Here is a 23,026-nt window from a genome sequence, read left to right as displayed (position 1 = left end):
GGGGTGGGCCGTCAGGGTGACAGCGTGTGCGCGGTCGGGTGACGCGGTTCGTACAGGGGGAGTTCGGTGCCGCTCGGCAGCCGGACGGCCGCGAGCAGGCCCCAGCCCTGGTCGGTGATGGGGCGTGAGATCTCGGCGCCCCGGTCCTCCAGCGCCGTCAGGGTCCGGGTGATGTCCTCGCACATGAGGTAGACCTCGTGCTTCGGCTCGCCCTCCGTGGGGTGCACGGCGATCTCGGCGGGGGGCAGCTTGAAGATGAGCCAGCCCCGGCCGGCGTCGACATGGTCGAAGCCGAGGACGTCCTTGAGGAAGGCGCGGTCGGCCTCCGCGTCCTGGGTGTAGAGAATCACGTGCGCGCCGTTGAACATGGCTCGATCCTCGGCCCGTCGGCCGTCCCCGGCCATCCGTGCGCGGCCATCGGTGTCCGTCGCCGTGTCTACCGCTGCCCTCCTACTCGGCGGTAATCTGCGGGCCCGTCCGCAGCATGGGGAGTGGCATGGGGAGTGGCATGGGTGCCGTCACGACGTTCGATCCCGTCTCCGAGCACGAGAAGACCCGCGCCGCGCTGGCCGCCGCGATCCCGCGCCTCGCGCGACTGCTCCGCGAGGTCCCCGACCTGGACGCCCCCGCCGGTGTCCCGAGGTGGAGCGTCGGCGACGTCGGCGCGCACCTCGCGTCCGTGTACCTCGCGTACGGCTCCGTCGTCACCGCCGACGGCTCCCTGGACTGGGGCGGCATCCTCCCGCCGGGCGAGCTGCCCTTCGTCGAGCGGATCACGGCCCTGAACGCCACCTCGATCGGCCTGCTCGACGGCGAGGGGCGCGCCCGGCTCGGCGACCTCCTCGCCGAACGGGGCGAGACGTTCCTGCGCGGCACCAAAAACCTCGCCCCGGACACCCCGGTCACCGCGCCCTGGTACGGGCCGGAGCCGACGCTCACGGTGGCGGTGGTGACCGGTCTGATGCTCAGTGAGAGCCTCGTGCACGGTCTGGACATCGCGCGCGGCGCCGGGCTCCCGTGGCCGATCGGCCGGGACGAGGCGAGCCTGGTGATCGGGCAGTCGATGCCGACGATGATGGGCCTGGCCCTGGACCCGGCGAAGGCGCGCGGGGTCCGCATCGCGTTCGACCTGGTGGTCAAGGGGGGTCCGCGCCTTGCGGTCGTCGTCGACGACGGGACGATGGCGGTGACCCGTGACGCCCCGCCGCGCGCGTACGACTGCAGGATCACGGTGGATCCGACGGCCTTCCTGCTCGTCTCCTTCCGGCGCACGCCGATCTGGAAGGCGATCGCCTCGGGCCGGATGCGGGCGGGCGGCCGCAGGCCGTGGCTCGCGACACGGCTCGGCGAACTCGTCGCCACCCCCTGACCCGGGAGACGGAGCCCGGCAGGCCGGACGGACCCCGAAGCAGACGGGATGACCCCGGAGTAGACCGTACGGACCCCGGAGTAGACCGTACGGACCCCGGAGAGACGAACGCCACCTCGGATCCACAGGGCGGCCGGGCATGACCGAGCGGCGGGGATGCACTAGAGTTATCTCGACATCGAGATAACTGCTTACGGCGCACCGTGGCCGCCTGCCCGGTAAGGGTTCCCTAACTAAGCCTTACCTTAGCGGATCGGCGAGGGGTCGTGGCGGCAGCATGACGGTAGTACGCGCACATTGATGAAGGAGACTGTCGTGTCGGCGAACAGCTTCGACGCCCGCAGCACGCTGCGCGTGGGCGACGAGTCGTACGAGATCTTCAAGCTGGACAAGGTCGAGGGCTCCGCGCGCCTCCCTTACAGCCTGAAGGTCCTCCTGGAGAACCTGCTCCGCACCGAGGACGGCGCGAACATCACCGCCGACCACATCCGGGCCCTCGGCGGCTGGGACTCGCAGGCTCAGCCGAGCCAGGAGATCCAGTTCACGCCCGCCCGCGTGATCATGCAGGACTTCACCGGTGTGCCCTGCGTCGTCGACCTCGCCACCATGCGCGAGGCCGTCAAGGAGCTCGGCGGCGACCCGGCGAAGGTCAACCCGCTCTCCCCGGCCGAGCTGGTCATCGACCACTCCGTCATCGCCGACAAGTTCGGCACCGCGGACGCCTTCGGCCAGAACGTCGAGCTGGAGTACGGCCGCAACAAGGAGCGCTACCAGTTCCTGCGCTGGGGCCAGACCGCCTTCGACGACTTCAAGGTCGTCCCGCCGGGCACCGGCATCGTCCACCAGGTCAACATCGAGCACCTCGCTCGTACGGTCATGGTCCGCAACGGCCAGGCCTACCCCGACACCCTCGTCGGCACCGACTCCCACACCACCATGGTCAACGGCCTCGGTGTGCTCGGCTGGGGCGTCGGCGGCATCGAGGCCGAGGCCGCGATGCTCGGCCAGCCGGTCTCCATGCTCATCCCGCGCGTCGTCGGCTTCAAGCTGACCGGCGAGCTCCCGGCCGGCACCACCGCCACCGACCTGGTCCTCACGATCACCGAGATGCTGCGCAAGCACGGCGTCGTCGGCAAGTTCGTCGAGTTCTACGGTGAGGGCGTCGCCGCGACCTCCCTCGCGAACCGCGCCACCATCGGCAACATGTCGCCGGAGTTCGGCTCCACCGCTGCGATCTTCCCGATCGACGGCGAGACGCTGAAGTACCTGCGCCTGACCGGCCGTGACGCCCAGCAGGTCGCGCTCGTCGAGGCGTACGCCAAGGAGCAGGGCCTCTGGCTCGACCCGGCCGCCGAGCCCGACTTCTCCGAGAAGCTGGAGCTCGACCTCTCCACGGTCGTCCCGTCGATCGCCGGCCCGAAGCGCCCGCAGGACCGCATCGTCCTCGCGAACGCCGCCCAGCAGTTCGCGCTCGACGTGCGCAACTACGTCGACGAGGTGGACGAGGCAGGCAAGGAGTCCTTCCCGGCCTCCGACGCCCCGGCGAACCACCCGAACGGCGCCCCGTCGAAGCCGGTCACCGTGACCGCCCCCGACGGCTCGACCTACGAGATCGACCACGGCGCCGTCACCGTCGCCGCGATCACCTCCTGCACCAACACGTCGAACCCGTACGTGATGGTCGCCGCCGCGCTCGTCGCGAAGAAGGCCGTCGAGAAGGGCCTGACCCGCAAGCCGTGGGTCAAGACCACCCTCGCCCCGGGCTCGAAGGTCGTCACCGACTACTTCGACAAGGCGGGCCTGACCCCGTACCTCGACAAGGTCGGCTTCAACCTCGTCGGCTACGGCTGCACCACCTGCATCGGCAACTCCGGCCCGCTGCCGGAGGAGGTCTCCAAGGCCGTCAACGAGCACGACCTGGCCGTGACCTCGGTGCTCTCGGGCAACCGTAACTTCGAGGGTCGCATCAACCCCGACGTCAAGATGAACTACCTGGCCTCGCCGCCGCTGGTCGTCGCGTACGCCCTCGCCGGCTCCATGAAGGTGGACATCACCAAGGACGCCCTCGGCATCGACCAGGACGGCAAGCCCGTCTACCTGGCCGACATCTGGCCGACGGAGGCCGAGGTCAACGACGTCGTCGCCAACGCCATCGGCGAGGACATGTTCAACAAGTCCTACAAGGACGTCTTCGCGGGCGACGCCCAGTGGCAGGCGCTGCCGATCCCGACCGGCAACACCTTCGAGTGGGACACCGAGTCCACCTACGTCCGGAAGCCCCCGTACTTCGAGGGCATGACGATGGAGACCACCCCGGTCACCGACATCGTCGGCGCGCGCGTCCTGGCCAAGCTGGGCGACTCGGTCACCACCGACCACATCTCCCCGGCCGGTGCCATCAAGGCCGACACCCCGGCCGGCAAGTACCTCACCGAGCACGGTGTGGAGCGTCGTGACTTCAACTCCTACGGCTCGCGCCGAGGCAACCACGAGGTCATGATCCGCGGCACGTTCGCCAACATCCGCCTGCGCAACCAGATCGCGCCGGGCACCGAGGGCGGCTTCACCCGCGACTTCACCCAGGCGGACGCGCCGGTGTCGTTCATCTACGACGCCTCGCGCAACTACATCGAGCAGGGCACCCCGCTCGCGATCCTGGCAGGCAAGGAGTACGGCTCCGGCTCGTCCCGCGACTGGGCCGCCAAGGGCACCGCGCTCCTCGGCGTCAAGGCCGTCATCGCCGAGTCGTACGAGCGCATCCACCGCTCGAACCTCATCGGCATGGGCGTCCTGCCGCTCCAGTTCCCGGAGGGCGCGAACGCCGAGTCCCTCGGTCTGACCGGCGAGGAGACCTTCTCCTTCACCGGCGTCGAGGAGCTCAACAACGGCACCACGCCGCGCACGGTCAAGGTCACCACCGACACCGGTGTCGAGTTCGACGCGGTCGTCCGCATCGACACCCCCGGTGAGGCGGACTACTACCGCAACGGCGGCATCATGCAGTACGTGCTCCGCAACCTCATCCGCGGCTGACGCCACCGGATCCGGTAACGGGAAAGGGCCCCGCTCCTCGGAAGAGGAGCGGGGCCCTTTCGCTGCGCCGGAGGCGATGATCAGAACATCATGCGGTAGGTGTTCCAGCCGCTGGTGCCGATCAGGACACGGCCCGAGAACGGCGACGACGCGATGCCCTTGCCCGAGTAGCGGTAGAGCCTGCCGGACGTGTCACGCGCGAGCAGGTCGGCGCGCCCGTCGCCGGTGATGTCGCCGACGCCCATGAGGTGGTTGTAGCCGCCCCAGCCGCCACCGATCTTGGTGCGGGTGGCGAACGGCGAGCGGTAGTTGCCCGTGCCCTTGTACAGGTACAGGACACCGCTGCCGTCGCGGGCGACGATGTCGGTCTTGCCGTCACCGCTCAGGTCGCCGACACCGGCGATCTGGCTGTACGAGTTCCAGCCGGGACCGACCTTGTAACGGCCGGTGAGCTTGCCGTTGCCGTAGCCGAGGTACAGCCACAGGTTGCCGCTCGAGTCGCGGGCGAGGATGTCCGCCGCGGAGCCGCCACCGAGCTGCCCCGGGGAGAGCAGCTTGCTGTACATGTTCCAGCCACCGCCGACGTCGACGAGCTGGGTGGACGAGGACTCGCCCGCGGCGTACGAGAGGCGGCCGGCCTTGCTCCAGCCCCAGAGGTCGTCGGCGATGCCGTTACCGTCGTTGTCCGCCTGCTGGGCCCACTTCATGCCCCCCCAGGTGTCATTGGCGTACTTGCGGCTCGCGTAGCCGCCCTCGCCGGTCGGCTGGTAGTAGTACAGGAGGTCGCCGGAGACACCCTGCAGGTAGCGGACCTCCGCGCGGGCCGTTGCGTCGGAAGCGCCGGCGGCGGACACGCGGTCCGACTGCGGTGCGGCGACGGAGACCTCCGCCGCGCGCGGGGTGGCGACCGGCGCGTCCGCCGCGACGGCGGCCGTCGTGGTGGCGAGCAGGCCGGCCGTTATCGCCGCGACAGTGACACGGGACAGAACACCCGTGCGGTTCAGGCCAGAAGAGTTGGCCACGTAAGACTCCATATGCGTAGGAAACAGGCAGGTTCGCCGCGCCTCCGTCGCGAGGACGGGCGTCGGCGAGACCTCTATGATCCCGGATCCTCCTTACAGAATCTTCATCTCACGGGGTGTCTGTGACACAACTGTTTCGGTCACGGACGTATGTCCGCCTTTGCCCCTTCACCTCCCATCTCCGCACGGTTGGGTCCCATCAATGGCGCGGCAACGCCTCCAATATGTGGAGGTCTGATGTGCTGTCAAGGGTGTTACGGGGCCAACGGTTGGACGAAACGCCGCAGATTCGGCGCGCTTATCCCGGAGGTCTCAACTCGGGAAAGATGGTTGCGGAAACCTGCTTTCGATCTTGCTCAGGTGAAGGGAAGTGGACTATACCTGTCGGCGTCCAGCCCAGTCGGAACACTCCGACGACGGCATGACGCGTGCACGACCCGGCTGCAAATGACCGCGGTGGCGGGGCCCTTCGCCTGTGGCGAGTGAGTACGGGCGACCGGTACACCGCCTGAGTCCTGAATGAAGGCGAGGACTTGAGCATGGGATCCACCTCCGCACACACCAATGAGGGCGGCCTCGGCCGTCGCGATCTGATCAAGCGTTCCGCGGCGATCGGTCTGATCTCGGTTCCGACGATGGGTTTCCTGTCCGCCTGCGCGAGCAGCAGCGGCGACAGTAACGAAAAGGTCGAGAAGGGTACGAAGTCCGAAAAGAACCCGCTCGGGGTGAACGAGGGGGCGGCGCTCGACTTCGTCCTCTTCGACGGCGGTTTCGGCCAGCAGTACGCCAAGGACGCGATCACGATCTACGAGAAGAACTACCCCAAGGCCAAGGTCAAGTTCACCCCCACTCAGAAGATCACGACGGTCCTCCAGCCGCGCTTCAACGGCGGCAACCCGCCGGACCTCATCGACAACTCCGGCGCCGAGCAGATGGACATGGGCGTCCTCGTCGGCCAGAAGCAGCTGGCGGACCTCACCGCCCTCCTCGACGCGCCCTCCATCGACGACCCGAAGAAGACGGTCCGCGACACCCTGCGGCCCGGCATCGTCGAGATGGGCCAGTTCGACGGGGCCCCGGTCTGGGTCCTCTACTACGCCTACACCGTCTACGGCGTCTGGTACTCGCAGAAGCTGCTCGACTCCCTCGATGCGAAGTACCCCGAGACCTGGGACGAGATGCTGGCCGTCTGCGAGAAGGCCAAGAAGAAGGGCATCGCCGGCTGGACGTACGCGGGCAAGCACCCGTACTACCTGCCCTTCTCGCTCTACCCGATGATCGGCAAGGTCGGCGGCCGCGAGGTCCTGGACGCCATCGACAACCTGGAGCCGAAGGCCTGGGAGCACCCCGCGGTCAAGGCCTGTTTCGAGGCGTACTACGAGCTCCAGCGCAAGGGCTACATCCTCAAGGGCACCCCCGGCCTCGACCACATCCAGTCGCAGACCGCCTGGACCGAGAACAAGGCGCTCTTCATCCCGAACGGCTCCTGGGTCGAGAACGAGGCGGCGAAGACCATGCCGGCCGACTTCGACCTGGCCGTCTCCGCGCCGACCGGCCTCGACGCCTCCGACAAGATGCCCTTCGGCACCATGTGGGCCTCCGGCGGCGAGCCCTTCATCGTCCCGGCCAAGGCGGCGAACGCCGAGGGCGGCATGGAGCAGCTGCGCATCATGCTCAGCGAGGCCTCGTCGAAGAACTTCACGCAGTCCGTGAAGTCCCTCTCCGCCTTCAATGGCGGCACCGACGGCATCGAGCTGACCCCGGGCCTCAAGTCCGGTGTCGCCGCCCTGCAGAAGGCCGGCCAGAACGTCGTCAACCCGCGCCTGCAGGACTGGTACGTCGCCCTGCAGAAGGAGAAGATCGGCGTCGCCTGTATCGGCGAGATGATGGCCGGCCGCGCGACCCCGGCCGAGACGATCAAGAAGATCCAGAAGTTCGCCGACGAGGCGGCCAAGGACCCGAACATCAAGCACTACAAGCACCAGTGAGCAGTGCCGGGGCCCCTTCCCGCCGACCGGGAGCGGGCCCCGGTTCCTTCGCGCGCGGCACCGGCGGCGCGCCTCCGCGGGAAGATCGGGGTCGGTAGGAATGCAGCACGGCAAGAACCGTTTCATCGTGGGGTTCCTCGCGGCTCCCCTCGCGCTCTACGCGCTCTTCGTCATCTGGCCGTTCATCCAGTCCATCTACTACTCGTTCACGGACTGGACCGGACTGAGTCCCGAATTCGGAATGGTCGGATTCGACAACTACAGCAGAATGCTGGACGACGAGATCTTCTGGAAATCTCTCCAGCACAGTCTGACCTTCGCCGTGGTGCTGCCACTGGTGACCGTCGGGCTCGCGCTGTTCTTCGCGTTCATGCTCAATGTCGGCGGTCGGCGCCGCCGGGGAGCGGCCATCGCGGGAGTGCGCGGATCATCGTTCTACAAGATCGTGTACTTCTTCCCGCAGGTGCTGTCGATCGTGATTGTCGCGCTGCTCTTCCAGTTCGCGTACAACCCGAACAGCGGAGCCATCAACTCCGCGCTGAAGCTCGTCGGTCTTGGCAGTATCCAGCCGGACTGGCTGGGTGACCCGGACCTCGCCCTCATCTGCGTGATGGTGGTCCTCGTCTGGTCCACGGTCGGTTTCTTCGTCGTCCTCTTCTCGGCAGGCATGGCCTCCATTCCGAGGGACTTCTACGAGGCCGCCCTGCTCGACGGCGCCAACCGCTTCACCACCTTCTTCAAGATCACCCTGCCGCTGCTCTGGGACACGGTGCAGTCCGGGTGGATCTACATGGGCATCCTCGCGCTCGGCGCGGAGTCCTTCGCCGTCGTCCAGATCATGACCGTCGGCCCCAACGGCGGCGGGCCCGACTACTCCACCATCGTCATGCCGCTGTACGTGTACCAGAAGGCATTCCGGGACGGTCAGGCCGCCTACGCAACGACCATCGGTGTCGCGCTCCTCCTCGTCACGCTGGCCTTCGCGGCCCTCGTGATGAAGGTGGGCCGGCGCGAGCGGCTGGAGTTCTGATGAAGACGACCGACACGGCCTCCACCGGCCTCGACAAGACCCCCGGCTCCCCGGGTGGCGCGGACACCGCTCCGATCAAGACGGCGGCCCCCGTCGCGCGCAAGGAGCCCAAGCGTGAGGGCGGGGTCCTCAACGTCTTCTCGCACGGGGTCCTGATCATCTGGGCGATCATGGTCGTCATGCCGCTGCTCTGGGCGGTCATGACCTCCTTCAAGACCGACAAGGCGATCTTCACCGCGCCGTGGTCGCTGCCCGACAAGCTGCACTTCGAGAACTGGTCGCGCGCCTGGACCGACGCGCACATGAGCGACTACTTCCTGAACACGGTCCTGGTGGTCGGCGGCTCGCTCATCGGCACCCTCCTCTTCGGCTCGATGGCGGCCTACGTGCTGGCCCGCTTCGACTTCCCGGGCAACCGCTTCATCTACTTCCTCTTCATCGGAGGGATGAGCTTCCCGATCATCCTGGCGCTGGTGCCGCTCTTCTACGTGATGCAGAACATGGCCCTGCTCAACTCGCTGCACGGCCTGATCCTCGTCTACATCGCGTACTCGCTGCCGTTCACGGTCTTCTTCCTCACGGCCTTCTTCCGCACCCTGCCGAGCTCGGTGGCGGAGGCGGCCTGCATCGACGGCGCCTCGCACACCCGGACCTTCTTCCAGGTCATGCTGCCCATGGCCAAGCCGGGCCTGATCAGCGTCGGCATCTTCAACTTCCTCGGGCAGTGGAACCAGTACCTGCTGCCCACCGTGCTCAACACGGAGCAGGAGCAGAAGGTGCTCTCGCAGGGCCTCGTGCAGCTCGCGGTCAGCCAGGGCTACAAGGGCGACTGGTCCGGTCTCTTCGCCGGTCTCGTGATGGCCATGCTGCCGGTCCTCGCCGCGTACATCATCTTCCAGCGACAGGTGGTGGCCGGTCTGACCGCCGGCGCGGTGAAGTAGCCACGACAGCCGCACCAGGGCCCCGAAGGCCCGCTCTCCCGCCCCGAAGGGCCCCCGGCGCCGCCGCGCCGGGGGCCCTTCGTGTGCCGTGACACCCGAAGCCCACCGCTCAAGGTCTTGACGGGGAGCAAGCCGAAAGCGTCCCCTTAGAGTTCACATGTTGGAGAAATCGGTGGGAGTGAGTGAGTCGATGGAGACTCCGGGGTCGCAGACGTCTCTGCACAGGGCCAATCTCGAACGGGTCGTCCGGGCGGTACGCATGGCCGGCTCGCTCACCCAGGCGGAGATCGCCCGGGCGACGGGCCTGTCCGCAGCCACGGTCTCCAACATCGTGCGGGAGCTGAAGGACGGCGGGACGGTCGAGGTCGTCCCCACCTCCGCGGGCGGCCGCAGGGCCCGCAGCGTCTCGCTCTCCGGGGACGCCGGCATCGTCATCGGCGTCGATTTCGGCCACACGCATCTGCGGGTCGCCGTCGGCAACCTCGCCCACCAGGTCCTGGCCGAGGAGGCCGAGCCGCTCGACGTGGACGCCTCCGCCGCCGAGGGCTTCGACCGGGCGGAACAGCTGGTCACCCGGCTGATCGCGGCCACCGGGATCGGCCGCGACAAGGTCATCGGCGTCGGTCTCGGCGTACCGGGACCCATCGACGTCTCCTCCGGCAGGCTCGGCTCGACCTCGATCCTCCCGGGCTGGAGCGGCATCAACCCCGCCGAGGAGCTCTCCGGCCGCCTCGGCGTCCCCGTGCACGTCGACAACGACGCCAACCTGGGCGCGCTCGGCGAGCTGGTCTGGGGGAGCGGGCGGGGCGTCAAGGACCTCGCCTACATCAAGGTGGCCAGCGGCGTCGGCGCCGGCCTCGTCATCGACGGACGGGTCTACCGCGGGCCCGGCGGCACCGCGGGCGAGATCGGGCACATCACCCTCGACGAGTCGGGACCGGTCTGCCGCTGCGGCAACCGCGGCTGCCTGGAGACCTTCACCGCCGCCCGCTACGTCCTGCCGCTCCTCCAGCCCAGCCACGGCCCGGACCTGACCATGGAACGGGTCGTCCAGCTGGCCCGGGCGGGCGACCCCGGCTGCCGCCGGGTCATCGCCGACGTCGGCCGCCACATCGGCAGCGGCATCGCCAACCTCTGCAACCTCCTCAACCCCAGCCGGGTCGTGCTCGGCGGCGACCTCGCCGAGGCCGGCGAGCTGGTCCTCGCGCCCATCAGGGACTCCGTCTCGCGGTACGCGATCCCCAGCGCCGCCCGGCAGCTCTCGCTGACCCAGGGGGCGCTCGGCGGGCGCGCGGAGGTGCTCGGCGCCCTCGCCCTCGTCCTGAGCGAGATGGGCGATTCGACCCTGTTGGAGAGCCCGCTGCCGACGGCCGCCCCGACCTCCACGCCTGCCTTCACTTAGATAACGAACGGCACCGTTGTCATCTCGTTAAGAATTTACTTCTTGACGGCGGTGTTGCGGCCGAGTTGACTTCGTGCATCCTCGGCCGCAACGTCGCGGCCTCGTCAGGGAGGCAACCCCAATGAACGCAGTGACGCGTCGCGCCGTCATAGCCACGGCCGCGGTCTCGATGGCCCTCTCGCTCGCCGCCTGTGGCCAGGCCGGTGGCGGAGACAGTGAAGACAAGGGCAGCTCGACCAAGATCGGTCTGCTCCTTCCCGAGAACAAGACCTCGCGCTACGAGGCCCTGGACAAGCCGCAGTTCGAGAAGGCCGTCAAGGCCGCCTGCTCCGACTGCGAGATCGTGTACAACAATGCCGTCTCCGACGTCGTCAAGCAGAAGCAGCAGTTCGACCAGCTGATCGCCGACGGCGTCAAGGTCATCGCCCTCGACCCGGTGGACTCGGCCAAGGCCGCGGGCTGGGTCAAGGACGCGAAGGCGAAGGGCGTGAAGGTCGTCGCGTACGACCGTGCCGTCCCGGGCGCCGACGCCTACGTCAGCCACGACAACAACAAGGTGGGCGAACTCCAGGGCCAGGCGCTGCTCGCCGCCCTCGGCCCCAAGGCCGCCACCGCCAACGTCGTGATGATCAACGGCGACGAGAAGGACCCGAACGCCGCTCTGTTCAAGAAGGGCGCCCACACCGCGCTCGACGGCAAGGTCGGCAAGATCGCCTACGAGGCGTCCGGCGAGTGGGACCCGAAGGTCGCCGGCGAGAAGATGTCCGCCGCGATCTCCTCGGTCGGCAAGGACAAGATCGGCGCCGTCTACTCCGCCAACGACGGCATGGCGGGCGGCATCATCACCTCCCTCGAGAACGCCGGCGTGAAGAACGTCCCGGTCGGCGGCCAGGACGCCGAGGTCGCGGGCATCCAGCGCATCGTCGCCGGCTCGCAGACCTTCACGATCTACAAGTCGCCGCTCCAGCTGGCCCCCGAGGCCGCCAAGTTCGCGGTGAACCTGCTCCAGGGCAAGGAGCTCGGCGCCCAGGGCGCGACCGACGGCGTGCCCTCCACGCTGTTCCCGCCGGTCGTGGTCGACAAGACCAACATCCAGACCACGGTGATCGCCGACGGCATCTACAAGGCCGCCGACGTCTGCACCGCGGACCTCGCCGCCAAGTGCACCGAGCTGGGCATCAAGTAACCCTCCGGGTCTCGTCCTGAGCCCCGCCGGGCCCCGCGAGGGCCCGGCCCCCCGGCGACGGTCCCCGTGACCGCGTACGACCGCCCCGTCCCCGCCTCCCCGCCCGTACGACCGGCCCTCCCGGCCGGACGTCACGTGCAAGAGGTGAAGGAGCGCGCGGCGTCGGACGCGCCACGAACGGGCTCCGTCCCCACCCACGCCGTCCGGTTCCCGGCCGACCCAGACCCCGCTGTCGGTCCGGGAGCCGGACGTGCAAGCCCCCCTCAGATTTCGGCGCCGCCCGGGCGGCGCGCCAGGCCCGCCGCCGCAACGGCGGCGAAGGAGTTGGTTCACGTGTCCCAGACGCCCGTGTTGGCGTTGCGCGGGATCTTCAAGCGGTTCGGAGCGGTTCAGGTCCTCTCCGGTGTCGATCTCGAAGTCCACGCAGGAGAGGTCGTCGCGCTCGTCGGCGACAACGGAGCGGGCAAGTCGACGCTCGTCAAGACGATCGCCGGCGTGCACCCCATCGACGAGGGCACCATCGAGTGGGAGGGCGAGCCGGTCGAGATCAACCGCCCCCACGACTCCCAGAACCTCGGTGTCGCGACCGTCTACCAGGACCTCGCGCTCTGCGACAACCTCGACGTCGTCGCCAACCTGTTCCTCGGCCGCGAGATCAAGAAGGGCGGCGTCCTCGACGAGGTCGCCATGGAGAAGCGGGCGAAGGACCTCCTCTCGACCCTCTCCATCCGCATCCCCAGCGTCCGCATCCCCGTCGCCGCCCTCTCCGGCGGCCAGCGGCAGGTCGTCGCCATCGCGCGCGCCCTCGTCGGCAATCCCAAGATCGTGATCCTGGACGAGCCGACCGCCGCCCTCGGCGTCGAGCAGACCGCGCAGGTCCTCGACCTGGTCGAGCGGCTGCGCGAGCAGGGTCTCGGCGTCATCCTCATCAGCCACAACATGGCCGACGTCAAGGCCGTGGCCGACACCGTCGCGGTGCTGCGCCTGGGCCGGAACAACGGCACCTTCCCGGTGGCCACCACCACGCACGAAGAGATCATCGCCGCGATCACGGGAGCCACGGACAACGCCGTGACCCGACGCCAGGCGCGCAACGCGGAGGTAGCGAAGTGAGCAAGACCCCTTCCACCGCGAGCGACCAGGCCGCCGTGCCCGACCCCCGTACGGGCGAGGACGCCCCGGCCGCCGCGGCGATCCCCGCCGTCGACCCCCGCCTCCTCGTCCGCCAGCAGGGCCTCAAGGGCTACGTCGACGAGTTCAAGCGCAAGATCCGCTCCGGCGAGATCGGCTCGCTCCCGGTCGTCGTCGGCCTCATCGTCATCGGCATCGTCTTCCAGGCCCTCACCGGCAACTTCATCACCTCGTACAACCTCGACCAGATCACGCTGTACGCGGTCGGCCCCGGCATCATGGCCGTCGGCATCGTCTTCGTCCTGCTGCTCGGCGAGATCGACCTCGCCGTCGGCTCCGTGGCGGGCCTGGCCGGCGCGGTCTGGGGTGTCCTCGGCACGGACATGCCGGACGGCCTCGCGATCGTCCTCGGCATCCTCTCCGGCACCCTGATCGGCGCCTTCCACGGCCTGGTCTTCGCCAAGATCGGCGTGCCCGCCTTCGTCGTCACCCTCGCCGGCTTCCTCGGCTGGGCGGGCCTGCAGACCTGGGTCATGGGCGACCGGTCCACCATCCCCACCCCGATCGGCAGCTTCGTCGGCGACCTCACGAAGTACTACTTCTCCGACGTCGCCGCCGCCTACGGCCTCGCCGTGGCCGTCGTCGCCGCCTTCTACCTCGCCCAGCTGCGCGACTCCCGCCGCCGCAAGGCGGCCGAGCTGCCGCACCGCCCGCAGAGCGAGATCATCCTGCGCACCGCCGTCCTGGCGGTCCTGGTCCTCGTCGCCGCGTACGGCTTCAACCAGGAGCAGGGCCTCCCGCTCTCCCTGGTGATCTTCCTGGTGATCCTGCTGGTCACCGACTTCGTGCTGCGCCGCACCACGTACGGCCGTCAGGTCTTCGCGGTCGGCGGCGGCATCGAGGCAGCCCGCCGCGCCGGCATCAACGTCTCGTGGATCCGGATCTCGGTCTTCATGATCTCCGGCACCATGGGCGCGATCGGCGGCCTCTTCCTCGCCTCCGCGACCGGCGGCGCCGACCGCTCCCTCGGCGGCGGCAACCAGCTGATGATGTGCATCGCCGCGGCGGTCATCGGCGGCACGTCCCTCTTCGGCGGACGCGGCAAGGTCTGGTCGGCGCTCCTCGGCATCCTGGTCATCCAGTCGATCGTCCAGGGCCTCAACCAGATGAACCTGTCCTCGAACGCGATCCAGTACATGATCACCGGAGCGGTCCTGCTCATCGCCGTGATCATCGACTCGGTCTCCCGCAAGACGCAGAAGACGGCCGGCCGCGCGTAGGGTCGTCCCGTGCGTAACGCTCGCCACAGTGTCCGGCGCCGCGAAACCGGCGCCGGGCACTGCTGCGTCCGGAGCAGTGCACCAGCGCGTACAGAGCCGTACAGATCAGCGGGATGTCCGCCATGAGGGTGACGCCTCACCCCCTGGCCCGATGCCCACGATCCAAGACGGAACATTAGACTCGACAAACCGGCAAGCTCGACCAGCTCAAACGCAAGGAGGCACGGGTGGCTCTGCTGACCCGTATCAGGGGACCGCGAGACCTGGACCGGCTTTCCCCGGAACAGCTGGACCAGCTGGCCAACGAGATCAGGACGTTCCTCGTGGACGCCGTCTCCAAGACCGGCGGGCACCTCGGCCCCAACCTCGGTGTGGTGGAGCTGACCATCGCCCTGCACCGCGTGTTCGACTCCCCGAAGGACAAGGTCCTCTGGGACACCGGACACCAGAGCTACGTCCACAAGCTGCTCACGGGCCGCCAGGACTTCTCCAAGCTCAAGATGAAGGGCGGCCTGTCCGGCTACCCCTCGCAGGCGGAGTCCGACCACGACGTGATCGAGAACTCGCACGCCTCGACGGTCCTCGGCTGGGCCGACGGCCTCGCCAAGGCCAACGAGGTCCTGAAGAAGGACGACCACGTCGTCGCCGTCATCGGCGACGGAGCCCTCACGGGCGGCATGGCCTGGGAGGCGCTGAACAACATCGCCGCCGCCAAGGACCGCCCGCTCGTCATCGTCGTCAACGACAACGAGCGCTCCTACGCCCCGACCATCGGCGGCCTCGCCAACCACCTGGCGACCCTGCGCACCACCGACGGGTACGAGCGTTTCCTCGCCCGCGGCAAGGACATCCTGGAGCGCACCCCGGTCGTCGGGAAGCCGCTCTACGAGACCCTGCACGGCGCCAAGAAGGGCCTCAAGGACTTCATCGCCCCTCAGGGCATGTTCGAGGACCTCGGCCTCAAGTACGTCGGCCCCATCGACGGCCACGACATCGAGGCCCTGGAGTCCGCGCTGACCCGCGCCAAGCGCTTCGGCGGCCCGGTCATCGTCCACTGCCTCACCGAGAAGGGCCGCGGCTACCAGCCGGCGCTCCAGGACGAGGCCGACCGCTTCCACGCCGTCGGCAAGATCCACCCCGACACCGGCCTGCCGATCTCCTCCTCCGGTGCCGACTGGACGGGCGTCTTCGCCCAGGAGATGGTCGAGCTCGGCAAGGAGCGCGCGGACATCGTCGCGATCACCGCGGCCATGCTCCAGCCCGTCGGCCTCGACAAGTTCGCCAAGGCCTTCCCCGACCGGGTGTACGACGTCGGCATCGCCGAGCAGCACGCCGCGGTCTCCGCGGCCGGCCTCGCCACCGGCGGGGTGCACCCCGTCTTCGCGGTCTACGCGACCTTCCTCAACCGCGCCTTCGACCAGGTCCTGATGGACGTGGCCCTGCACAAGTGCGGCGTCACCTTCGTCCTGGACAGGGCCGGCGTCACCGGCACCGACGGCGCCTCCCACAACGGCATGTGGGACATGTCGATCCTCCAGGTCGTGCCCGGTCTGCGGCTCGCCGCGCCGCGCGACGCCGACCAGGTCCGCGCCCAGCTGCGCGAGGCCGTCGAGGTCACCGACGCCCCGACCGTGGTCCGCTTCTCCAAGGGCGCCGTCGGCCCCGCCGTACCGGCCCTGCGCCGCGTCGGCGGCATGGACGTGCTCCGCGAGCCCGGCAGCGACCGGCCGGACGTCCTCCTGGTCTCCGTGGGCGCCCTGGCGCCCATGTGCCTGGAGATCGCCGACCTGCTCGACAACCACGGCATCTCCACCACCGTGGTCGACCCCCGCTGGGTCAAGCCCGTCGACGAGGCCCTCGCCCCGCTCGCCGAGGGCCACCGGGTCGTCGTCACCGTCGAGGACAACAGCCGCGTGGGCGGTGTCGGCTCGGCCGTCGCGCAGGCGCTGCGCGACGCCGGCGTGGACGTGCCGCTGCGTGACTTCGGCATCCCGCCGCGCTTCCTCGACCACGCCTCGCGCGCCGAGGTCATGGCCGAGATCGGGCTGACCGCCCCGGACATCGCCCGCCAGGTCACCGGTCTGGTCTCGCGTCTCGACGGTCGGTTCGAGACCAGCGCGAAGGCCGTGGAGCCCGCGCGCGACTGAGTCCGCACCAGCGCATTCCGGTCACACTGCGTAACCTTTGGGCCGGTCGGTTCACCCTCCCGGGTGCCGACCGGCCTTTTCGCGTGCATTTCTGACGTTCTGCGGGCAGGCGTCATCTCAGCCTCCCGTCCACGGAGGCTCCGAGATCGACGTCAGGCACGGCGCGGAGGTGCCAGGGTGAGTACGGACCAACAGCCACGGGCGAATTCCGGAATCTTCCGGACCAAGTCGGTCGAGCAGTCGATCCGCGACACGGAGGAGCCCGAGCACGCGCTCCGCAAATCCCTGTCGGCCTGGGATCTGACCGTCTTCGGCGTCGGTGTCATCATCGGCACCGGCATCTTCGTCCTCACCGGCAAGGTGGCCAAGGAGAACGCGGGACCGGCGACGGCCCTCGCCTTCGTCGCGGCCGGCATCGTCTGCGCCCTCGCCGCCCTCTGCTACGCCGAGTTCGCCTCGACGGTGCCGGTGGCGGGATCGGCGTACACCTTCGCGTACGCCTCGATCGGCGAGCTGCCCGCCTGGATCATCGGCTGGGACCTCGTCCTGGAGTTCGCGCTCGGTACGGCGGTGGTGGCCGTCGGCTGGTCAGGCTACGTCCGCTCGCTGATGGACAACATCGACTGGCATCTACCGGCCTCGCTGGAAGGCCCGGACGCGGTCGGCGGCACCTTCGACATCCTGGCGTTCCTGCTGGTCCTGGTGCTGACCGTCATCCTCGTCCTGGGCATGAAGCTCTCCGCCCGGATCACCGCGGTCGTCGTGGCGATCAAGGTGACCGTCGTGATGATCGTGATCGTCGCCGGCCTGTTCTTCATCGTCGGCGACAACTACGACCCCTTCATCCCGCCGGCCGTCACCCCGGAGGGCGGCGGCTCCAACTGGGACTCCCCGCTCGTCCAGCTCATCTTCGGCTACGAGCCGACCAACTTCGGCGTGATGGGCATCTTCACCGCCGCCTCGGTCGTCTTCTTCGCCTTCATCGGCTTCGACGTGGTGGCCACCGCCGCCGAGGAGACCAAGCTGCCGCAGCGGGACATGCCCCGGGGCATCCTCGGCTCCCTCCTCATCTGCACCGTGCTGTACGTGGCCGTGGCACTCGTCGTCACCGGCATGCAGCACTACACGGAGCTCTCCGTGAGCGCCCCGCTCGCCGACGCCTTCAAGGCCGCAGGGCATCCCTTCTACGCGGGCGTGATCAGCTTCGGCGCCGCCGTCGGCCTCACCACGGTCTGTCTGATCCTGCTCCTCGGCCAGACCCGCGTGTTCTTCGCGATGAGCCGCGACGGCCTGCTGCCGCGCTTCTTCTCCGTCACGCACCCGAAGTTCAAGACCCCGTACCGCCCGACGATCCTCCTCGGCGTGATCATCGCCATCGTCGCCGGCTTCACGAGCATCAACGAGCTCGCGACCCTGGTGAACATCGGCACGCTCTTCGCCTTCGTCATGGTGGCCGTCGGCGTCATGGTGCTCCGCCGGACCCGCCCCGACCTGCACCGCGCCTTCCGCACCCCCTGGGTGCCGGTGCTGCCGTGCCTCTCCATCGCGGCCTCGCTCTGGCTGATGCTCAATCTGCCGGGCGAGACCTGGTTCCGCTTCGCCGTGTGGATGGCGATCGGCATCGTCGTGTACTTCCTGTACGGGCGCGGGCACAGCCGGTTGGGCCGGGAGGGCCGGGAAGCGAAGTACTGAGCGGGCAAGGCACCGGGCGGGCAGCGGGGTTCGGGCGGGCGACTACAGTCGGTTCGTACCCGAACTCCCCCGACGACCGGAGCGCTGGATCCCCCCATGGCGAATCGATCCCAGGCCCCCACAGCCTCTGCCCACGGTTCCACTTCCGCCCCTCTCCTCCAGGGCGGCTGGCTGACCAGAGGGGAGGAGGGACGGTTCAGCGTGTACCTGCCCCGGGACGGCGAGGTCGTGCGCTGGACCGAGGAGCCCGACGGCGGCTGGAGCGGACCCGTCTCCCTCGGCGGCGACGGTCTGACACCCTTCCTCGCGGTCGGCCAGGGCGCCGACCGCTACGTCCACCTCGTCGGTCTGCGGCCCACGGCCGGGGACGAGGGACATGTCGAGCTGGTGCACAGCATCCAGTTCCAGACGGGCCGTCCGGCCGTCGCGTGGCGCTCGATCGGCCACTCGAACGGCAAGGGGCCGTGGACGGGCAACCCGGCCGTCGCCGTGGACGCCCAGGGCCGCGCGTACGCCTTCGTACGGAACGGCGGCGGCGGGCTGAGCGTCCGGGCGCAGAAGGACGCGGGCGGCTGGCACCCGTGGTGGGACCTGCACGGCTCGGGCACCGACGCGTCCCCGGTCGCGGCGGTCAACGGCCAGGGACGCGTCGAGCTCCTCACCGCGACCGCGAAGGGCCTGCTCCGCTATGTCCAGGAGGAGCCCGGGGCCAAGCCCGTCCGCCAGGACGTGGTGCCCGCGGAGGCGGCCCCCGGCACGCTCGCCGCGGTGACCGGCCCCTCGGGCCATGTGACGCTCTTCTACTGCGACAAGGACGGCGGCGTCCGCGCCTGGTCCCCGGGACGCGGCCTGGCGCCGACGCGCCTCGCCGACGCGATCGGCACGGGCCGGCTGGCCGCGACCCGCTGTCTGATCGACGGCTTCGACTGCACGGTCCTCGCCCAGCAGTCGGCCGACGGCCGGCTCGCCCTCGCCGCCTACCCGAGCGAGCAGGAGGAGTCGGGCGCGCGCTGGTCGGAGACCGGGGAGCCGCGCGGGCAGCTGGCGACGGTCCTCACCCGGGGGCTCGACGGCCGCCTGGTCGCGATGGCCCTGGCCGGCGGGGGGACGCTGATCACCACGCGCCAGAAGGCCGCGGCGGACGGCCTCCTGCTGGAGAGCTGGCGCCCCGTGGGCTGACCCGCCCGCCTCGATACACGCGAACGGCCCCGGCACCTGGTGAAGGTGCCGGGGCCGTTCGCGTACGCCCTGAGGGGGTGAGCTCCGGTGTTACGCCGGGACGCTCGCCACGCCCTGCGCCAGGAAACGCTTGCCGTTGACGCGCTCGGAGACGCCCTCACGGTCCAGGTACGGCGTGATGCCGCCCAGGTGGAAGGGCCAGCCCGCGCCCGTGATCAGGCAGAGGTCGATGTCCTGCGCCTCGGCGACGACACCCTCCTCCAGCATCAGGCCGATCTCCTGCGCCACCGCGTCCAGGACGCGGTCGCGGACCTGCTCCTCGGTCAGGACGGAGTCGCCCTGGACGAGGAGGGCGGCGACCTCGGGGTCGAGCTCCGGCTTGAAGCCGTTCTCGGGCTTGTAGACGTAGAAGCCGCGCTTGCCGGCCTCGACGACGGCCTTCAGGTTGGGGGAGACCGTGAAGCGGTCCGGGAAGGCGCGGTTCAGGGTCTCGGAGACGTGCAGACCGATCGCCGGGCCGACGAGCTCCAGGAGGACCAGCGGGGACATCGGCAGACCGAGGGGCTCGATGGCCTTCTCCGCGGTCTCGACCGAGGTGCCCTCGTCGATGACGTTCTGGATCTCGCCCATGAAGCGGGTGAGGATGCGGTTCACGACGAACGCCGGGGCGTCCTTCGTCAGGACCGCGGTCTTCTTCAGCTTCTTCGCGACACCGAACGCGGTGGCCAGGGAGGCCTCGTCCGTCTGCTCGCCGCGGACGATCTCCAGGAGCGGGAGGATCGCGACCGGGTTGAAGAAGTGGAAGCCGACCACGCGCTCCGGGTGCTGGAGCTTCGACGCCATCTCGGAGACCGACAGTGAGGAGGTGTTGGTGGCGAGGATCGCGTGCGCCGGGGCGACCGCCTCGACCTCCGCGAACACCTTCTGCTTGACGGACATCTCCTCGAACACGGCCTCGATGATGAAGTCCGCGTCCGCGAAGCCGGCGGCCTTGTCCAGGACACCGGAGACCAGGCCCTTGAGACGGTTGGCCTTGTCCTGGTTGATCCGGCCCTTGCCGAGCAGCTTCTCGATCTCGGCGTGGACGTAGCCCACGCCCTTGTCGACGCGCTCCTGGTCGATGTCGGTCAGGACGACCGGCACCTCGAGGCGGCGCAGGAAGAGCAGGGCCAGCTGGGACGCCATCAGACCGGCGCCGACGACACCGACCTTGGTGACCGGGCGGGCCAGCGACTTGTCCGGGGCGCCGGCGGGGCGCTTGCCGCGCTTCTGCACCAGGTTGAAGGCGTAGATGCCGGAGCGCAGCTCGCCGCCCATGATCAGGTCCGCGAGGGCCTGGTCCTCGGCGTCGAAGCCCTTCTGCAGGTCCCCGTCCTTGGCGGCCTCGATGATGTCGAGGGCGCGGTAGGCGGCCGGGGCGGCGCCGTGCACCTTGGAGTCGGCGATGGCACGGCCCTTGGCGACGGCCTGGTCCCAGCCCTCGCCGCGGTCGATCTCGGGGCGCTCGACGGTGACGGAGCCGTTCAGGACGGAAGCCGTCCAGATCAGCGACTGCTCCAGGAAGTCCGCGCCCTCGAAGAGCGCGTCGGCGATGCCGAGCTCGAAGACCTGCTTGCCCTTGAGCTGACGGTTCTGGTTCAGCGAGTTCTCGATGACGACCGAGACGGCCTTCTCGGCACCGATGAGGTTCGGCAGGATCGCGCAGCCGCCCCAGCCGGGCACCAGGCCGAGGAAGACCTCGGGCAGCGAGAAGGCCGGCAGGGCCTTCGACACGGTGCGGTAGGTGCAGTGCAGACCGACCTCGACGCCGCCGCCCATGGCCGCGCCGTTGTAGTACGCGAAGGTCGGCACGGCCAGCGCGGACAGACGCTTGAAGACGTCGTGGCCGCCCTTGCCGATGGCGAGGGCCTCGTCGTGCTTCTTCAGCAGCTCGACGCCCTTGAGGTCGGCGCCGACGGCGAAGATGAACGGCTTGCCGGTGATGCCGACGCCGGTGATCTCACCGTTGGCGGCCTCGGCCTCGACCTGGTCGATCGCCGTGTTCAGGTTGGCGAGCGACTGCGGGCCGAAGGTGGTCGGCTTGGTGTGGTCGAAGCCGTTGTCCAGCGTGATCAGCGCGAACCGACCCGCACCGGCGGGGAGTTCGAAGTGCCGTACGTGGGCGCTCGTGACGACCTCGTCGGGGAAGAGCGCGGCGGCGCCCTTCAGAAGCTCGGCGGTGGTGCTCACTTGCCCTCCCAGTGGGGGTTTTCCCAGATGACCGTCGCGCCCATGCCGAAGCCGACGCACATGGTGTTGAGGCCGTAGCGGACCTGCGGGTTCTCCTCGAACTGGCGGGCCAGCTGCGTCATCAGACGGACGCCGGAGGAGGCGAGCGGGTGGCCGTAGGCGATGGCGCCGCCGTACTGGTTGACGCGGGCGTCGTCGTCGGCGATGCCGTAGTGCTCCAGGAACGCGAGGACCTGGACCGCGAAGGCCTCGTTGACCTCGAAGAGGTCGATGTCCTCGATCGACAGACCGGCCTTGGCGAGGGCCTTCTCGGTCGCCGGGATCGGGCCGTAGCCCATGACCTCGGGCTCGACGCCGGCGAAGGCGTACGAGACGAGGCGCATCTTGACCGGGAGGTCGTGCTCGCGGGCGAAGTCCTCGGAGGCGATGATCGAGGCGGTCGCGCCGTCGTTGAGACCGGCCGCGTTGCCCGCGGTCACGTTGCCGTGGACGCGGAACGGCGTCTTCAGGTTGGCGAGCGACTCCAGGGTGGTGCCCGGGCGCATCGGCTCGTCGGCGGTGACCAGGCCCCAGCCGGTCTCACCGGTGGAGGCGTCGGTACGGCGGACCGAGATCGGCACCAGGTCCTGCTGGATCTTGCCGTCGGCGTACGCCTTGGCGGCCTTCTCCTGCGAGCGCACGGCGTACTCGTCGGCGCGCTGCTTGGTGATGCTCGGGTAGCGGTCGTGCAGGTTCTCGGCGGTCATGCCCATGAACAGGGCGGACTCGTCGACCAGCTTCTCGCTGACGAACCGCGGGTTCGGGTCGACGCCCTCGCCCATGGGGTGACGGCCCATGTGCTCGACGCCACCGGCGATGACGGCGTCGTACGCGCCGAAGGCGATCGAACCGGCGACGCTCGTCACGGCCGTGAGGGCACCGGCGCACATGCGGTCGATCGAGTAGCCCGGCACCGACTGCGGCAGCCCGGCGAGGATGCCCGCCGTACGGCCGAGGGTCAGGCCCTGGTCACCGATCTGCGTGGTCGCGGCGATGGCGACCTCGTCGATCTTCGCGGGGTCGAGGCCGGGGTTGCGGCGCAGCAGCTCCCGGATGGCCTTGACGACGAGGTCGTCGGCGCGAGTCTCGTGGTAGATGCCCTTCGGGCCCGCCTTGCCGAACGGGGTGCGGACGCCGTCGACGAAGACGACGTCCCTGACGCTACGAGGCACGATGGCTCTCCTCCAGGTGCGGAATGGCACTGCTGCTGCCGCGCACGCCTAAGCGTGCGCTTGCTTCCCCCATGCTACTTGCGGGTAACCGGGCTGCCCAGCCCCTGGGGAGCAAGCGGCGAAGGTCACACGGAGAGGATCCCGCCGGGACGGCCGCGCGCCCCCCGCGTACGCCCGACCGATCGA

General features: G+C 69.3%; 16 protein-coding genes. 12 read left to right on the top strand and 4 right to left on the bottom strand.

What is annotated here, in order from left to right:
• Positions 1 to 11: 11 nt before the first annotated feature.
• Positions 12 to 368: a VOC family protein gene (locus OG357_RS09190; protein ID WP_329620693.1), complete on the bottom strand. Its 357-nt coding sequence runs from the start codon at positions 366 to 368 to the stop codon at positions 12 to 14.
• 140 nt (positions 369 to 508) lie between these two features.
• Here OG357_RS09190 and OG357_RS09185 point away from each other — a divergent pair, with 140 nt between their 5' ends.
• Together OG357_RS09185 and acnA are read left to right on the top strand one after the other, a co-directional pair.
• Positions 509 to 1,369, top strand: coding sequence for a maleylpyruvate isomerase N-terminal domain-containing protein (locus OG357_RS09185; RefSeq protein ID WP_329620692.1), 861 nt, complete (start codon positions 509 to 511; stop codon positions 1,367 to 1,369).
• 315 nt (positions 1,370 to 1,684) lie between these two features.
• Positions 1,685 to 4,402 (top strand): aconitate hydratase AcnA, encoded by a 2,718-nt coding sequence (gene acnA, locus OG357_RS09180; protein WP_329620691.1) that lies wholly within the window; start codon positions 1,685 to 1,687, stop codon positions 4,400 to 4,402.
• A gap of 80 nt (positions 4,403 to 4,482) precedes the next feature.
• Here acnA and OG357_RS09175 read toward each other — a convergent pair whose 3' ends face one another.
• The gene (locus OG357_RS09175) at positions 4,483 to 5,424 is read right to left on the bottom strand and encodes an FG-GAP repeat domain-containing protein (protein WP_329620690.1); all 942 of its coding nucleotides are present in this window, start codon (positions 5,422 to 5,424) and stop codon (positions 4,483 to 4,485) included.
• Positions 5,425 to 5,963: 539 nt separating this feature from the next.
• Between OG357_RS09175 and ngcE the strand changes: the two genes are divergently transcribed.
• From ngcE to OG357_RS09125, 10 genes are all read left to right on the top strand, one after another.
• Positions 5,964 to 7,412: an N-acetylglucosamine/diacetylchitobiose ABC transporter substrate-binding protein gene (gene ngcE, locus OG357_RS09170; RefSeq protein WP_329620689.1), complete on the top strand. Its 1,449-nt coding sequence runs from the start codon at positions 5,964 to 5,966 to the stop codon at positions 7,410 to 7,412.
• Between the two features lie 100 nt (positions 7,413 to 7,512).
• The gene (locus OG357_RS09165) at positions 7,513 to 8,442 is read left to right on the top strand and encodes a carbohydrate ABC transporter permease (RefSeq protein WP_329620688.1); all 930 of its coding nucleotides are present in this window, start codon (positions 7,513 to 7,515) and stop codon (positions 8,440 to 8,442) included.
• Entirely contained in the window at positions 8,442 to 9,383 is a 942-nt protein-coding gene (locus OG357_RS09160; protein WP_329620687.1) for a carbohydrate ABC transporter permease, read from the top strand. The genes OG357_RS09165 and OG357_RS09160 overlap by 1 nt, the downstream gene beginning before the upstream one ends.
• A gap of 190 nt (positions 9,384 to 9,573) precedes the next feature.
• Positions 9,574 to 10,785: an ROK family transcriptional regulator gene (locus OG357_RS09155; RefSeq protein WP_329620686.1), complete on the top strand. Its 1,212-nt coding sequence runs from the start codon at positions 9,574 to 9,576 to the stop codon at positions 10,783 to 10,785.
• 121 nt (positions 10,786 to 10,906) lie between these two features.
• Positions 10,907 to 11,971 (top strand): sugar ABC transporter substrate-binding protein, encoded by a 1,065-nt coding sequence (locus tag OG357_RS09150; RefSeq protein WP_329620685.1) that lies wholly within the window; start codon positions 10,907 to 10,909, stop codon positions 11,969 to 11,971.
• Between the two features lie 324 nt (positions 11,972 to 12,295).
• A complete protein-coding gene (locus OG357_RS09145) occupies positions 12,296 to 13,084 on the top strand; it encodes an ATP-binding cassette domain-containing protein (RefSeq protein ID WP_329620684.1) in 789 nt (262 codons plus the stop codon).
• Complete coding sequence (locus OG357_RS09140) at positions 13,081 to 14,382, top strand: sugar ABC transporter permease (RefSeq protein WP_443066647.1); 1,302 nt, start codon at positions 13,081 to 13,083, stop codon at positions 14,380 to 14,382. Before OG357_RS09145 ends, OG357_RS09140 begins: the two co-directional genes overlap by 4 nt.
• Before the next feature lie 227 nt (positions 14,383 to 14,609).
• A complete protein-coding gene (gene dxs, locus OG357_RS09135; RefSeq protein WP_329620683.1) occupies positions 14,610 to 16,529 on the top strand; it encodes a 1-deoxy-D-xylulose-5-phosphate synthase in 1,920 nt (639 codons plus the stop codon).
• 177 nt (positions 16,530 to 16,706) lie between these two features.
• Positions 16,707 to 18,221: an amino acid permease gene (locus OG357_RS09130; RefSeq protein WP_329620682.1), complete on the top strand. Its 1,515-nt coding sequence runs from the start codon at positions 16,707 to 16,709 to the stop codon at positions 18,219 to 18,221.
• Between the two features lie 201 nt (positions 18,222 to 18,422).
• Positions 18,423 to 19,400, top strand: a complete 978-nt coding sequence (locus tag OG357_RS09125; RefSeq protein ID WP_329620681.1) for a hypothetical protein — start codon at positions 18,423 to 18,425, stop codon at positions 19,398 to 19,400.
• A gap of 90 nt (positions 19,401 to 19,490) precedes the next feature.
• Here the strand turns inward: OG357_RS09125 and OG357_RS09120 are convergent, their stop codons facing one another.
• Complete coding sequence (locus OG357_RS09120) at positions 19,491 to 21,629, bottom strand: 3-hydroxyacyl-CoA dehydrogenase NAD-binding domain-containing protein (protein ID WP_329620680.1); 2,139 nt, start codon at positions 21,627 to 21,629, stop codon at positions 19,491 to 19,493.
• Positions 21,626 to 22,840 (bottom strand): thiolase family protein, encoded by a 1,215-nt coding sequence (locus tag OG357_RS09115; RefSeq protein WP_024755102.1) that lies wholly within the window; start codon positions 22,838 to 22,840, stop codon positions 21,626 to 21,628. The genes OG357_RS09120 and OG357_RS09115 overlap by 4 nt, the downstream gene beginning before the upstream one ends.
• Positions 22,841 to 23,026: the final 186 nt, after the last annotated feature.

The organism is Streptomyces sp. NBC_01255, assembly GCF_036226445.1.
Taxonomy (GTDB): Bacteria; Actinomycetota; Actinomycetes; order Streptomycetales; family Streptomycetaceae; genus Streptomyces.
The sequence above is the reverse complement of the archived record's forward strand: the minus strand, read 5'-3'. Positions and strand labels throughout refer to the sequence as shown.

Excerpts from the sequence above, each read along its gene's own strand:
- OG357_RS09160 (WP_329620687.1), top strand. The coding sequence starts at position 8,442 with ATGAAGACGACCGACACGGCCTCCACCGGCCTCGACAAGACCCCCGGC.
- OG357_RS09150 (WP_329620685.1), top strand. The coding sequence starts at position 10,907 with ATGAACGCAGTGACGCGTCGCGCCGTCATAGCCACGGCCGCGGTCTCG.
- OG357_RS09155 (WP_329620686.1), top strand. The coding sequence starts at position 9,574 with ATGGAGACTCCGGGGTCGCAGACGTCTCTGCACAGGGCCAATCTCGAA.
- OG357_RS09190 (WP_329620693.1), bottom strand. The coding sequence starts at position 368 with ATGTTCAACGGCGCGCACGTGATTCTCTACACCCAGGACGCGGAGGCC.
- ngcE (WP_329620689.1), top strand. The coding sequence starts at position 5,964 with ATGGGATCCACCTCCGCACACACCAATGAGGGCGGCCTCGGCCGTCGC.
- OG357_RS09165 (WP_329620688.1), top strand. The coding sequence starts at position 7,513 with ATGCAGCACGGCAAGAACCGTTTCATCGTGGGGTTCCTCGCGGCTCCC.
- OG357_RS09185 (WP_329620692.1), top strand. The coding sequence starts at position 509 with ATGGGTGCCGTCACGACGTTCGATCCCGTCTCCGAGCACGAGAAGACC.